The organism is Pseudomonas sp. B14(2022), from assembly GCF_012030485.1.
In the GTDB taxonomy this organism is placed as follows: domain Bacteria; phylum Pseudomonadota; class Gammaproteobacteria; order Pseudomonadales; family Pseudomonadaceae; genus Aquipseudomonas.
Map to the genome: position 1 here is coordinate 38,340 of NZ_JAAUVM010000014.1, position 13,789 is coordinate 52,128.

11 protein-coding genes are annotated in these 13,789 nt (G+C 58.8%); 8 read left to right on the plus strand and 3 right to left on the minus strand.

The annotated features are described in order from the left end of the window. Positions 1-154 precede the first annotated feature (154 nt). The 4 genes from HCF10_RS19910 to HCF10_RS19925 all read left to right on the plus strand — a co-directional run bounded on the left by HCF10_RS19910 (position 155) and on the right by HCF10_RS19925 (position 6,320). A complete protein-coding gene (locus HCF10_RS19910; protein ID WP_003194732.1) occupies positions 155-2,077 on the plus strand; it encodes a PrkA family serine protein kinase in 1,923 nt (640 codons plus the stop codon). A 113-nt stretch (positions 2,078-2,190) separates the two neighbouring features. Beyond that, a complete protein-coding gene (locus HCF10_RS19915) occupies positions 2,191-3,462 on the plus strand; it encodes a YeaH/YhbH family protein (RefSeq protein ID WP_167656232.1) in 1,272 nt (423 codons plus the stop codon). Further along, positions 3,459-5,024: a SpoVR family protein gene (locus HCF10_RS19920; protein ID WP_145336837.1), complete on the plus strand. Its 1,566-nt coding sequence runs from the start codon at positions 3,459-3,461 to the stop codon at positions 5,022-5,024. The genes HCF10_RS19915 and HCF10_RS19920 overlap by 4 nt, the downstream gene beginning before the upstream one ends. Positions 5,025-5,087: 63 nt before the next feature. Beyond that, positions 5,088-6,320, plus strand: a complete 1,233-nt coding sequence (locus HCF10_RS19925; protein WP_167656233.1) for a multifunctional CCA addition/repair protein — start codon at positions 5,088-5,090, stop codon at positions 6,318-6,320. Positions 6,321-6,391: 71 nt separating this feature from the next. Here HCF10_RS19925 and folK read toward each other — a convergent pair whose 3' ends face one another. Then, positions 6,392-6,910, minus strand: coding sequence for a 2-amino-4-hydroxy-6-hydroxymethyldihydropteridine diphosphokinase (gene folK / locus HCF10_RS19930; RefSeq protein ID WP_167656234.1), 519 nt, complete (start codon positions 6,908-6,910; stop codon positions 6,392-6,394). Continuing rightward, entirely contained in the window at positions 6,901-7,254 is a 354-nt protein-coding gene (gene folB / locus HCF10_RS19935; RefSeq protein WP_015886183.1) for a dihydroneopterin aldolase, read from the minus strand. Before folB ends, folK begins: the two co-directional genes overlap by 10 nt. A 72-nt stretch (positions 7,255-7,326) precedes the next feature. Between folB and plsY the strand changes: the two genes are divergently transcribed. After that, positions 7,327-7,896 (plus strand): glycerol-3-phosphate 1-O-acyltransferase PlsY, encoded by a 570-nt coding sequence (gene plsY, locus HCF10_RS19940; RefSeq protein ID WP_053131126.1) that lies wholly within the window; start codon positions 7,327-7,329, stop codon positions 7,894-7,896. A gap of 33 nt (positions 7,897-7,929) precedes the next feature. On the opposite strand, the gene tsaD is transcribed toward plsY, so the two are convergent. Further along, positions 7,930-8,955, minus strand: a complete 1,026-nt coding sequence (gene tsaD, locus HCF10_RS19945) for a tRNA (adenosine(37)-N6)-threonylcarbamoyltransferase complex transferase subunit TsaD (RefSeq protein ID WP_131699118.1) — start codon at positions 8,953-8,955, stop codon at positions 7,930-7,932. 203 nt (positions 8,956-9,158) lie between these two features. Between tsaD and rpsU the strand changes: the two genes are divergently transcribed. The 3 genes from rpsU (at position 9,159) to rpoD (ending at position 13,707) form a co-directional block, all read left to right on the plus strand. Continuing rightward, entirely contained in the window at positions 9,159-9,374 is a 216-nt protein-coding gene (rpsU, locus tag HCF10_RS19950; protein ID WP_002551877.1) for a 30S ribosomal protein S21, read from the plus strand. 444 nt (positions 9,375-9,818) lie between these two features. After that, positions 9,819-11,789 (plus strand): DNA primase, encoded by a 1,971-nt coding sequence (gene dnaG / locus HCF10_RS19955; RefSeq protein ID WP_167656235.1) that lies wholly within the window; start codon positions 9,819-9,821, stop codon positions 11,787-11,789. A gap of 67 nt (positions 11,790-11,856) precedes the next feature. Further along, positions 11,857-13,707 (plus strand): RNA polymerase sigma factor RpoD, encoded by a 1,851-nt coding sequence (gene rpoD, locus HCF10_RS19960; protein WP_065925398.1) that lies wholly within the window; start codon positions 11,857-11,859, stop codon positions 13,705-13,707. Positions 13,708-13,789 lie beyond the last annotated feature (82 nt).

Here is a 13,789-nt window from a genome sequence, read left to right on the forward strand (position 1 = left end):
CGAATCAGGGGAGAGCCGGTACACCGGCGTGCGGGTCATCGGTAGCGTTTAGGGTGTTCTGGGGGGAAAACGGCCATTGGCGTTCGTCAATGACTGCCAGCATCGACTGATAGATCCGGCGTCGGCTCCACGTATCGAGCGAGGTGACGACGTCATGAGTATTTTTAGCCACTTCCAACAACGCTTCGCATCCACACAGCAGGAAGAACTCACGCTTCAGGAGTATCTCGAGCTGTGCAAACAGGATCGCAGCACCTACGCGTCTGCCGCCGAACGCCTGCTATTGGCGATTGGCGAGCCGGAGCTGGTGGAAACCGCCAATAATTCGCGCCTGTCGCGAATATTTTCCAACAAGGTGATCCGCCGCTATCCGGCCTTTGAAGACTTCCACGGGATGGAAGAATGCATCGACCAGATCGTCTCCTACTTCCGCCACGCCGCTCAGGGCCTGGAAGAGAAGAAACAGATCCTCTACCTGCTCGGCCCCGTTGGCGGTGGTAAATCGTCCCTGGCCGAAAAACTCAAGCAACTGATCGAGAAGGTGCCCTTCTACGCCATCAAGGGCTCACCGGTCTTCGAGTCGCCCCTGGGCCTGTTCAACGCCACGGAAGATGGCGCGATCCTCGAAGAAGACTTCGGCATCCCACGACGTTACCTCAACACCATCATGTCGCCCTGGGCCACCAAGCGCCTGGCCGAGTTCGGCGGCGACATCAGCCAGTTCCGCGTGGTGAAACTCTACCCGTCGATCCTCAACCAGATCGGCGTGGCCAAGACCGAACCGGGCGATGAGAACAACCAGGACATTTCGGCGCTGGTGGGCAAGGTCGATATCCGGAAACTGGAGGAATTCCCGCAGAACGACGCCGACGCCTACAGCTACTCGGGTGCACTGTGCCGGGCCAACCAGGGCCTGATGGAATTCGTGGAAATGTTCAAGGCGCCGATCAAGGTGCTGCACCCACTGCTCACCGCCACCCAGGAAGGCAACTACAACAGTACTGAAGGCCTGGGCGCGATTCCGTTCACAGGGATCCTGCTGGCTCACTCCAACGAATCGGAATGGCACACCTTCCGCAACAACAAGAACAACGAAGCCTTCATCGACCGGATCTATATCGTCAAGGTGCCTTACTGCCTGCGGGTCAGCGATGAAATCAAGATCTATGACAAGCTGCTGTTCAATAGCTCACTGGCCAAGGCCCACTGCGCACCCGACACCCTGAAGATGCTCGCCCAGTTCACCGTGCTGTCGCGTCTCAAGGAGCCGGAAAACTCGAATATCTATTCGAAGATGCGTGTGTACGACGGCGAAAACCTCAAGGACACCGATCCCAAGGCCAAGTCGATCCAGGAATACCGCGACACAGCGGGCGTGGATGAAGGCATGAACGGCCTGTCGACGCGCTTTGCGTTCAAGATCCTGTCCAAGGTCTTCAACTTCGACCCCCACGAGATCGCCGCCAACCCGGTGCACCTGCTGTATGTGCTGGAGCAGCAGATCGAACAGGAACAATTCCAGGCGGAAACCCGCGAACGCTACCTGCGCTTCCTCAAGGAATACCTCGCGCCGCGCTACATCGAGTTTATCGGCAAGGAAATCCAGACCGCGTACCTGGAGTCCTACAGCGAGTACGGCCAGAACATCTTCGACCGCTACGTGCTGTATGCGGACTTCTGGATCCAGGACCAGGAATACCGCGACCCGGAAACCGGCGAAATCCTCAACCGCGTAGCCCTAAACGAAGAATTGGAGAAGATCGAAAAACCCGCCGGCATCAGCAATCCGAAGGATTTCCGCAACGAAATCGTCAACTTCGTACTGCGCGCCCGCGCCAACAACAACGGCAAGAATCCCACCTGGCTCAGCTACGAGAAGCTGCGGGTGGTCATCGAGAAGAAAATGTTCTCCAACACCGAGGATCTGCTGCCGGTCATCAGCTTCAACGCCAAGGCCAGCAAGGAGGACCAGCAAAAACACAACGACTTCGTCACACGAATGGTCGAGCGCGGCTACACCGACAAACAGGTACGACTGCTCTCCGAGTGGTACCTGCGGGTTCGCAAATCGCAGTAAGGCAGCGATAGGCGTGCACTGCCAGGTCATGGGCCTGGCAGTTGACCGCTTGTCTCTAAGCTTCCAGCTCGCCGCTTGAAGCTTGTAACGTGAAGCTGCCCGGAGGGCTCCTCATGAGCTATGTGATCGACCGACGCCTCAATGGCAAGAACAAGAGCACGGTAAACCGCCAGCGTTTCCTGCGGCGTTACCGTGACCACATCAAAAAGGCCGTTGAAGAGGCCGTCAGCCGCCGCTCCATTACAGACATGGAGCATGGCGAACAAATCAGCATTCCCGGACGCGACATCGACGAACCGGTGCTGCACCACGGCCGGGGCGGCAAACAGACTGTCGTGCACCCCGGCAACAAGGAATTCACCACCGGCGAGCATATCCAGCGCCCGCAGGGCGGGGGCGGTGGCAAAGGCCCGGGCAAGGCCGGTAACTCCGGCGAGGGCATGGACGAATTCGTGTTCCAGATCACCCAGGAAGAGTTCCTCGAATTCATGTTCGAGGACCTGGAGTTGCCCAACCTGGTCAAGCGGAACCTGACCGGCACCGATACTTTCAAGACCGTACGGGCGGGGATCAGCAACGAAGGCAACCCCTCTCGAATCAACATCATCCGCACGCTGCGCTCGGCCCATGCGCGGCGTATCGCCCTGTCGGGCAGCAGCCGCGCCAAATTGAGGACGGCGAAGGAAGAGTTGGTGCGTTTGAAGCGCGAAGAGCCGGATAACTTCGGCGATATCCAGGAAATCGAGGCAGAAATAGAGAAACTCAGCGCGCGCATCCACCGCGTGCCGTTCCTCGATACTTTCGACTTGAAGTACAACCTGCTGGTCAAGCAGCCTAATCCCAGTTCCAAGGCGGTAATGTTCTGCCTGATGGACGTGTCCGGTTCCATGACCCAAGCCACCAAGGACATCGCCAAGCGATTCTTCATCCTGCTGTACCTGTTCCTGAAGCGGAACTACGACAAGATAGACGTGGTATTCATCCGCCATCACACCAGTGCCAGGGAAGTCGACGAAGAAGAGTTCTTCTACTCGCGGGAAACCGGCGGCACCATCGTCTCCAGCGCCTTGAAGCTAATGCAGGAAATCATGGCCGAACGCTACCCGGCCAACGAGTGGAATATCTACGCAGCCCAGGCCTCTGACGGCGACAACTGGAACGACGATTCGCCGATCTGCCGCGATATCCTGATCAACCAGATCATGCCGTTTGTGCAGTACTACACTTACGTCGAAATCACCCCCCGTGAGCACCAGGCCCTGTGGTTCGAATACGAGCGCATCGGCGAAGCCTTTGCCGACACGTTCGCCCAGCAGCAACTGGTCTCGGCCGGCGATATCTATCCGGTCTTCCGTGAACTCTTCCAGCGCAGGTTAGTGACATGACCGCCAAAAAAGAGACTAAGCGCCAACCCATTTCCACCGGCTCCGAGTGGACCTTTGAACTGATCCAGGCTTATGACCGGGAAATCAGCCGCATCGCGGCAGGTTATGCCCTGGACACCTACCCCAACCAGATCGAAGTGATCACGGCCGAACAAATGATGGATGCCTACGCCTCCGTCGGCATGCCCTTGGGTTACCACCATTGGTCCTACGGCAAACATTTCCTTAGCACCGAGAAGTCCTACACCCGGGGCCAGATGGGCCTGGCCTACGAGATTGTGATCAACTCCGACCCGTGCATCGCCTATCTGATGGAAGAAAACACCATCTGCATGCAGGCATTGGTGGTGGCTCATGCCTGCTATGGGCACAACAGCTTCTTCAAAGGCAACTACCTGTTCCGAACCTGGACAGACGCCAGCTCGATCATCGATTACCTGGTGTTCGCCAAGCAGTACATCATGCAGTGCGAGGAGCGCCACGGTATCGACGCCGTGGAAGACTTACTCGACTCCTGCCACGCCCTGATGAACTACGGCGTCGACCGGTACAAACGCCCGTACCCTATTTCTGCCGAAGAAGAACGCCTGCGCCAGAAGGAGCGCGAAGAGCACCTGCAGAAGCAGATCAACGACCTGTGGCGCACCATTCCCAAACGCGCCGGCAAGAACAGCGACAAGGACAACGCGCGCTTCCCCTCCGAACCCCAGGAAAACATCCTGTACTTCCTGGAAAAGCACGCACCGCTGCTGGAGCCGTGGCAACGGGAAATCGTGCGCATTGTGCGCAAGATCGCTCAGTACTTTTACCCACAGCGCCAGACCCAGGTGATGAACGAAGGTTGGGCGACGTTCTGGCACTACACGCTGATGAACGACCTGTACGACGAAGGCCTGGTCACCGACGGTTTCATGATGGAGTTCCTGACGTCCCACACCAGCGTGGTGTTCCAACCCGGCTTCGACAGCCCGTATTACAGCGGGATAAACCCTTACGCGCTGGGTTTTGCCATGTACCGCGATATCCGGCGCATGTGCGAACACCCCACCGATGAGGACCGCCGCTGGTTCCCGGAAATCGCCGGCAGCGATTGGCTGTCGACGATTAAGTTCGCCATGAGCAGTTTCAAGGATGAGAGCTTTATCCTGCAGTACCTCTCACCCCAGGTTATTCGGGATCTCAAGCTGTTCAGTATTCTCGATGATGACCTCAAGGACGACCTGGTTGTACCGGCCATCCATGATGAGCCCGGCTACCGCATCATTCGTGAGACGTTGGCCGCGCAGTACAACCTGGGCAACCGTGAGCCCAATGTGCAGATCTACAGCATCGATGTGCGCGGCGACCGCTCGCTGACCCTGCGCCACCAGCAGCACGACCGTAAACCCCTGGGGGAATCCACCGAGGAAGTGCTCAAGCACCTGCATCGGCTATGGGGCTTCGACATCCATCTGGAAACCCTGCAGGGCGACCAAGTGATGAAGACCCACCATGTGCCACCGCGCAACGATCATAACGACAACGACTACGGCCGCCTGGACCTGGCTGTCGTTCATCTCTGAAACAGCAAAGCCTCCATTGGTCAGGTACAGGCGGTATCCTGTGCCGCTAATGGAGGCTTTTTCATGAAAATCTACAAAGTCGGCGGCGCCGTGCGTGACCGCTTGCTGGGCATCAAGGTCACTGATATCGACCGCGTGGTTGTCGGCGCCACTACCGAGCAGATGCTTGCCAAGGGCTTCAAACCGGTCGGCGCTGACTTCCCGGTGTTCCTGGACCCGAAGAACGGAGACGAATATGCCCTGGCCCGCACCGAGCGCAAAAGTGGTCGGGGTTATGGCGGGTTTGTATTTCACGCCAGCCCCGAGGTTACGCTGGAAGAAGACCTGATCCGTCGTGATCTGACCATCAACGCGATGGCCGAAGACGACGATGGCAATCTGACCGATCCTTACAATGGTCAGCGCGATCTCAAAGCACGCACTCTTCGTCACGTTTCCCCCGCGTTCGCCGAAGATCCCCTGCGAGTTCTCCGTGTTGCGCGCTTTTCTGCACGCTATGCGCACCTGGGTTTTACAGTGGCACCGGAAACGCTGGAGCTGATGCGGCAACTCGGCGAGTCCGGCGAATTGGAAGCCCTGACACCGGAGCGCAGCTGGAAAGAAATCTCCCGGGCGCTGATGGAAGATCAGCCTCAGGTGTTTATCCAGGTACTTCGGGACTGTAATGCGCTGAAGATCTTGATGCCGGAAGTGGACGCACTCTTTGGTGTGCCACAACCCGAGGCCCATCACCCCGAGATAGATACTGGCGTGCACACCTTGAGCGTGCTGGAACAAGCTGCCTTGCACAAACAGCCACTGACCGTGCGCTGGGCCTGCCTGCTGCACGACCTGGGCAAGGGCCTGACGCCTGTGGATAAGTTACCGCAGCACATTGCTCATGAGCATCGAGGCTTGAAGCTGATCAAGGCCGTCAATGAACGCTTCAAGGTGCCGAGGGATTGCCAGGAATTAGCGCTGTTGGTGGGCCAGTATCACACCCACGGTCATCGTGCGCTGGAGCTGAAAGCCTCGACGCTGCTGGAGTTGCTGCAAAGTTTTGACGTATACCGCAGGCCACAGCGCTTTGAGGAGTTTGTGGTCGCCTGCGAAATGGATGCCCGGGGCCGCAAGGGGCTGGAGCAAAGAAGTTATCCACAGGCGGATTACTTGCGCGGCGCGGCGAAGGCAGCGCGCGAGGTTGCCGTTGCGCCACTGCTCGAGAAAGGCTTCAAAGGCCCGGAGTTGGGCGAGGCACTCAAGCGCGAACGGCTCAATGCACTTAAAGCCTACAAGGAACAACACAAACCCTTGTAGGAGCCGAGCTTGCTCGCGAAGAGCGTCAACGATAACGCAGCGCTCTCAGTTTTTCGCGAGCAAGCGCGCCCCTACAAGAGCGAGTCCGGGGTGAGTTGCTGGCCCCGCCATTCAAACCCGACAGGCGCCAGCACCTGATCAATCTGAGCATCACGCCACAGCGCAGCCATCGTCTTGCCCGCTTCGGGGTGCAAGCGATCCGGTGCCATCATCGACAACGGCCACAACACAAAGGCATTTTTCAGGATCTCTGCCCGCGGCAGGATCAAACCATCGAAGTTGCCCACCAACTCGCCGTAAAGCAGCACGTCGATATCCAGCGGCAAGCCTTTGCGGTCCGGCGCATAGCGACCGTTTTCGGCCTCGATGAATTTCAACCGGCGATCCAACTCCATCAATGGCAGGTCGGTATAGGCCGACACCACCAGATTGAAGAACGGCCCGCTTTTGATGCCCACCGGTTGGCTTTCGAACACCGCCGAGCAGCGCATATCCGTCAGAAAACTCGCCAACGCGTCGAGCCCGGCGCACAGATGGAGCTCGCGCTCGATATTGCTACCGAGGCCAAGGTAAACCTGAGTCAGCGACATCCGCGCTCAATCTCCACGCCCACACCCTTGGCAGCCGGCACTGCGCCGGGCTTGGTCAGTTTGAGGTGCAGCCAGGGAATCTGGAACTCGCTCATCAGCACTTCGGCCAGGCGCTCGGCAAAGGTCTCCACCAGTTGGTACTGGGACTGCTCGGCAAAGGCCTGGATACGCGCGGACACGCTGGCGTAATCCAGCGCCAGGGTCAGGTCGTCGCCGGCCGCAGCCGGGCGGTTATCCCACGCGAAGCTCAGGTCCAGGCGCAGGCATTGGCGGATCCCGCGCTCCCAGTCGTAGGCCCCGATCACGGTGTCGACTTCCAGGCCTTCGATAAACACTCTGTCCAAGCTCTTCTCCGCAGCACGACAAGGGCGCGATGCCCCGTTAGAATCAGGGCGTCCTCGCCCGGAATAGTTAGCATGTTTTGGTCACTGGCGATTCTCGCCTACCTGCTCGGCTCGCTGTCCTTCGCCATTTTGCTCAGCCGCCTGACGGGAAATCCCGACCCGCGAATGAGTGGCTCTGGCAATGCCGGCGCCACCAATATGTTGCGCCTGGCCGGCAAGAAGCTCGCCGTACTGACGCTGCTGGGTGACGTGTGCAAGGGCCTGTTGCCCGTACTGATCGCCAACCTCGCCGGCCTTACCCTGCAACAGCAGGCCTGGGTGGGCGTGTGCGCCGTCCTCGGCCATCTGTTTCCCCTGTACTTCCGCTTTCGCGGCGGCAAAGGTGTCGCCACGGCAGCCGGCATGCTGCTGGGGATCTACCCGCCGGCGGCGTTGCTCGCCGTACTCGCCTGGCTATTGACGTTCTACCTGACCCGCACCAGCTCGCTGGCTGCGCTGATCGCCACACCGCTCACCCTGCCGTTGCTCGCCTGGCAGGAACCGGCGGCGCTGCTGCCGATGAGCGTGCTGACACTGCTGATCGTCTGGCGACACCGGGGCAATTTACGCGACCTGTTTGCCGGGCGCGAACGGCATTTTTAAATACCGTCAATGAGCACGGCTCACGTTGCGTATTTACAAGGGCGGCAACTGCTCCATCGGCCAGCGCGCCTGCACGCTGATCGCCAGGCTTTCGTGCTGCCCGGCCTGCAGGCGCTGACACCCGGCATAGGCGATCATCGCGCCATTGTCGGTGCAGAACTCAGGGCGGGCGTAGAACACATCTCCCTTCATATCACCGAGCATCTTTTCCAATGAGCTGCGCAACGCCTTGTTGGCGCTGACGCCACCAGCGATCACCAGGCGCTTCATGCCTGCCTGTTTCAGGGCGCGTTTGCACTTGATGGTCAAAGTCTCCACCACGGCCTGCTGGAACGCCAGCGCGATGTCGCAACGGGCTTGCTCACTGTCGTCCCCGGCGCTGACGCTGTGCTGCCAGGTATTCAGCGCGGAGGTTTTCAAGCCGCTGAAGCTGAACATCAGGCCAGGGCGATCGCACATCGGGCGCGGGAAGGTGTAGCGGCCGATAACGCCTTTTTCGGCGAGGCGGGCGATTTCCGGGCCGCCCGGATAATTGAGGCCCATCATCTTCGCAGTCTTATCGAAAGCTTCGCCGGCGGCGTCGTCCAAGGACTCGCCCAAAAGCGTGTATTGACCGATTCCGTCGACCTGAACCAGCTGCGTATGCCCGCCCGAAACCAACAAAGCGACGAACGGGAACTGCGGCGGGTTTTCTTCCAGCATCGGCGCCAGTAAATGGCCTTCCATATGGTGCACGCCGAGGGCCGGAATACCCCAGGCAAAAGCCAGCGCCTGGGCGCAAGAGGCGCCAACCAGAAGGGCTCCGACCAATCCGGGGCCCGCCGTATAGGCAATCGCATCGATCTCGGTCGGCACGCAACCGGCCTCGTCCAACACCTGGCGAATCAACGGCAGCATACGTTTGACGTGATCACGACTGGCCAGCTCCGGCACAACGCCGCCATAGGCCCGATGCAAGTCGATCTGACTGAACAGTGCATCGGCCAAAAGCCCGCGTTCACTGTCGTAAAGTGCGACACCGGTTTCGTCGCAGGAGGTTTCAAGTCCCAGTACTAGCATGGGTTTGCGCCTTGTAGAGGCTGAATTCGAAGCCGCGCATAATAGTCGCCACTCCCCCTCCCGACTAGCGGTTTTCGATCAGAGGCTTTGCATTCCTGCCAATGAGGGGTTAACATCCGCAACCCTTAAAAACCGACGACCTCAGCCGCGAATTTTTTGCGACGAGAACGTTGATTCCCGGTAATGAAAGAAGGTAGCTCTGGATGCCAGCCGTCAAAGTAAAAGAGAACGAACCCTTCGACGTAGCTCTGCGTCGTTTCAAGCGCTCCTGCGAAAAAGCCGGTGTTCTGGCTGAAGTTCGTAGCCGCGAATTTTATGAGAAGCCAACTTCTGAGCGTAAGCGTAAAGCAGCAGCCGCTGTTAAGCGTCACGCCAAGAAAGTTCAGCGCGAACAGCGCCGCGCCGTTCGTCTGTACTAATACACAGACGTTCGTAGCAAGCTTCTGCCAAGCCCGGCCCTCAGCCGGGCTGTTGGCATTTGCGGATATCGCTTGATGCTTCATCGTTGAGGCCGCACACGCGACTGATACACCTGCTTCAAACGTCAGGACTGGCTCTTTTGCCAGCGGTGCACGTCTCTTCTGACGAGCCTAACAAGGCTACTGACGAGCACACTCATTTATAAGCAGGCGATCAACTGTATCGACTGTGCCCACCGATGAGCATCCGAGGCCACCATTGGTCAACGCCGGACTCCAGGGCAACATTTCTACGCCGAAAAACTGATTGAAACTAACGTCAGTGATTGTTCGGCAGATACACTTCCTGACAGCCCAAGCAGACGATCGATGGTCGAGCCATTCGATACGTGCACTTGAGCACTTCACGGGCACTCATTTACACGCAGTGATGACGAGAACGCCATGGCCGGGCTGATTCCCCAGAGCTTTATTGACGACCTTCTGAACCGCACCGACATCGTCGATGTTGTCAGCTCACGCGTGCAATTGAAGAAAGCCGGCAAAAACTACACAGCCTGCTGCCCGTTCCACAAGGAAAAGACCCCGTCATTCAGCGTCAGCCCCGACAAGCAGTTCTATTACTGCTTCGGCTGCGGCGCAGGCGGCAACGCCCTCGGCTTCCTGATGGACCACGACAACCTGGACTTCCCCCAGGCGATCGAGGACCTGGCGAAAGCCGCCGGCATGGAAGTCCCCCGCGAAGAAAGTGGCCGCCCACATAAATCACGGCAGCCCACCGACTCGCCGCTGTACCCGCTGCTGACTGCCGCTGCCGACTTTTACCGTCAGGCACTTAAAAGCCATCCGCAGCGAAAGGCCGCCGTCGACTACCTGAAGGGGCGCGGCCTGACCGGCGAAATCGCCCGCGACTTCGGCCTCGGCTTCGCTCCACCCGGGTGGGACAATCTGTACAAACACCTGAGCAGCGACACCCTGCAGCAAAAAGCCATGATCGACGCCGGCCTCCTGGTTGAGAACGCCGAGACCGGCAAGCGCTACGACCGCTTCCGCGACCGTGTGATGTTCCCGATCCGCGACAGCCGTGGCCGCATCATCGCCTTCGGCGGCCGGGTGCTGGGGGATGACAAGCCCAAGTACCTGAACTCCCCGGAAACCCCGGTATTCCACAAGGGCCAGGAACTCTACGGCCTGTTCGAAGCGCGCAAGAACAATCGAAACCTCGATGAAATCATCGTGGTTGAAGGCTATATGGACGTGATCGCCCTGGCCCAGCAAGGTCTGCGCAACGCTGTGGCCACCCTAGGTACCGCCACCAGCGAAGAACACTTGAAGCGCCTGTTTCGTGTAGTGCCCAGCGTGCTGTTCTGTTTCGACGGTGACCAGGCCGGCCGCAACGCCGCCTGGCGCGCACTCGAAGCCACGCTGCCGAGCCTGCAAGACGGGCGCCGCGCGCGCTTCCTGTTCCTGCCCGAAGGTGAAGACCCGGATACCCTGGTGCGCTCGGAAGGCACCGACGCATTCCGCGCACGCATCAATCAACACGCGCAGCCGCTGGCGGATTATTTCTTCCAGCAACTGACCGAGGAGGCCGACCCGCGCTCCCTCGAAGGCAAGGCGCATATGGCCACCCTTGCGGCGCCATTGATCGACAAGGTTCCAGGCGCGAACCTGCGCACCCTGATGCGCCAACGCCTGCTGGAAATTACAGGGCTGAGTGGCGAAGCCGTCAGCCAGCTGGTACACAGCGCACCGCAGGACGCGCCACCTGCCTACGACCCAGGCATGGATTATGACGCCATGCCGGACTATGCCGACTTCCATCAACCCCAGGATGCGTACGCGCCCCAACAGGAATGGACGCCGAAGAAACCCGGTGCCGGCGGCAAGAAATGGGATAAGAAACCCTGGAGCAAGAATGGCAAACGCGGCGATCGCGATGAGGCTTACGCCCCGCGTACGCCGGTCGCTGTAGAAGCGCCTACATTGATTGCCCTGCGCACGCTTATCCACCACCCGCAATTAGCGAGCAAGGTCGAAAGCGCTGACCATTTTGCCAACGCGAGCAATACCTACGCTCAGGTGCTCATCGCACTGATCGAGGCCGTGCAGAAAAATCCTAAGCTAAACTCCATTCAGCTGATGGCTCGCTGGCATGGCACAGAGCAGGGTCGTCTGTTGAAGGCACTCGCGGAAAAGGAGTGGCTAATTGACGGCGATAACCTTGAACAACAGTTTTTAGACACCATTACTAGGTTATCCGCGGGTCAGCACACGCAGACCCTCGATGAACTCATCAAGAGAGCAAGACAGCCGGGATTATCGGCTGAAGAGCAAATTCAGATAGCAAAACAGATGCGCGACCTCTTAAAACAGAATGTTTCCGCATCAAACCCGACCTCAGCTGGCGTGTGAGGTCATAGCTCGGGTATAATCCTCGGCTTGTTTTTTGCCCGCCAAGACCTTCAGTGGATAGGGTGTTATGTCCGGAAAAGCGCAACAGCAGTCTCGTATCAAAGAGTTGATCACCCTTGGTCGTGAGCAGAAGTATCTGACTTACGCAGAGGTCAACGATCACCTGCCTGAGGATATTTCAGATCCTGAGCAGGTGGAAGACATCATCCGCATGATTAATGACATGGGGATCCCCGTACACGAGAGTGCTCCGGATGCGGACGCCCTTATGTTGGCCGACGCCGATACCGACGAGGCAGCCGCTGAAGAAGCCGCTGCCGCGTTGGCCGCGGTGGAGACCGACATCGGTCGCACGACTGACCCAGTGCGCATGTATATGCGTGAAATGGGTACCGTCGAGTTGCTGACGCGCGAAGGCGAGATCGAAATCGCCAAGCGTATCGAAGAGGGTATCCGTGAAGTGATGGGCGCAATCGCGCACTTCCCTGGCACGGTTGACCACATTCTCTCCGAGTACACTCGCGTCACCACCGAAGGTGGCCGCCTGTCCGACGTCCTGAGCGGTTATATCGACCCGGACGACGGCATCGCGCCGCCTGCTGCCGAAGTACCGCCGCCTGTCGATGCCAAAGCCGCGAAAGCGGACGATGACACCGAAGACGACGAGGCTGAAGCCAGCACCGACGACGAAGACGAAGTCGAAAGCGGCCCAGACCCGATCATTGCTGCCCAGCGTTTCGGCGCGGTTTCCGATCAAATGGAAATCACCCGCAAGGCCCTGAAAAAGCACGGTCGCTCCAACAAGCTGGCAATTGCCGAGCTGTTGGCGCTGGCAGAGCTGTTCATGCCGATCAAGCTGGTACCGAAGCAGTTCGAAGGCCTGGTGGAACGTGTTCGTAGCGCCCTTGAGCGTCTGCGTGCACAAGAGCGTGCGATCATGCAGCTCTGTGTCCGTGATGCGCGCATGCCGCGTACCGACTTCCTGCGCCAGTTCCCGGGCCACGAAGTTGACGAAAGCTGGAGCGACGCTCTGGCCAAAGGCAAGGCGAAGTACGCTGAAGCCATTGGTCGCCTGCAGCCGGACATCATCCGTTGCCAGCAGAAGCTGACCGCACTTGAGACCGAAACCGGTCTGACGATTGCCGAGATCAAGGACATCAACCGTCGCATGTCGATCGGTGAGGCCAAGGCCCGCCGCGCGAAGAAAGAGATGGTTGAAGCGAACTTGCGTCTGGTGATCTCCATCGCCAAGAAGTACACCAACCGTGGCCTGCAATTCCTCGATCTGATTCAGGAAGGCAACATCGGCTTGATGAAGGCTGTGGACAAGTTCGAATATCGTCGCGGCTACAAATTCTCGACTTATGCCACCTGGTGGATCCGTCAGGCGATCACTCGCTCGATCGCCGACCAGGCCCGCACCATCCGTATTCCGGTGCACATGATCGAGACGATCAACAAGCTCAACCGTATTTCCCGGCAGATGTTGCAGGAAATGGGTCGCGAACCGACCCCGGAAGAGCTGGGCGAACGCATGGAAATGCCTGAGGATAAAATCCGCAAGGTATTGAAGATCGCTAAAGAGCCGATCTCCATGGAAACCCCGATCGGTGATGACGAAGACTCCCACCTGGGTGACTTCATCGAAGACTCGACCATGCAGTCGCCAATCGATGTCGCCACTGTTGAGAGCCTTAAAGAAGCGACCCGCGACGTACTGTCCGGCCTCACTGCCCGTGAAGCCAAGGTACTGCGCATGCGTTTCGGCATCGACATGAATACCGACCACACCCTTGAGGAAGTCGGTAAGCAGTTTGACGTGACCCGCGAGCGGATCCGTCAGATCGAAGCCAAGGCGTTGCGCAAGTTGCGCCACCCGACGCGAAGCGAGCATCTGCGCTCCTTCCTCGACGAGTGACACCAGAACCCCCGGCCCAGGCCGGGGGTTTTGCTTTGTATCGATAAAATTCCCCGCTACGCCCCTCCCCCGCAATGCCCGT

Coding starts and splice junctions, on each gene's coding strand:
- HCF10_RS19910 (WP_003194732.1), top strand. CDS start 155: ATGAGTATTTTTAGCCACTTCCAACAACGCTTCGCATCCACACAGCAG.
- plsY (WP_053131126.1), top strand. CDS start 7,327: ATGTTTTGGTCACTGGCGATTCTCGCCTACCTGCTCGGCTCGCTGTCC.
- dnaG (WP_167656235.1), top strand. CDS start 9,819: ATGGCCGGGCTGATTCCCCAGAGCTTTATTGACGACCTTCTGAACCGC.
- rpoD (WP_065925398.1), top strand. CDS start 11,857: ATGTCCGGAAAAGCGCAACAGCAGTCTCGTATCAAAGAGTTGATCACC.
- rpsU (WP_002551877.1), top strand. CDS start 9,159: ATGCCAGCCGTCAAAGTAAAAGAGAACGAACCCTTCGACGTAGCTCTG.
- HCF10_RS19915 (WP_167656232.1), top strand. CDS start 2,191: ATGAGCTATGTGATCGACCGACGCCTCAATGGCAAGAACAAGAGCACG.
- tsaD (WP_131699118.1), bottom strand. CDS start 8,955: ATGCTAGTACTGGGACTTGAAACCTCCTGCGACGAAACCGGTGTCGCA.
- HCF10_RS19925 (WP_167656233.1), top strand. CDS start 5,088: ATGAAAATCTACAAAGTCGGCGGCGCCGTGCGTGACCGCTTGCTGGGC.
- HCF10_RS19920 (WP_145336837.1), top strand. CDS start 3,459: ATGACCGCCAAAAAAGAGACTAAGCGCCAACCCATTTCCACCGGCTCC.
- folK (WP_167656234.1), bottom strand. CDS start 6,910: ATGTCGCTGACTCAGGTTTACCTTGGCCTCGGTAGCAATATCGAGCGC.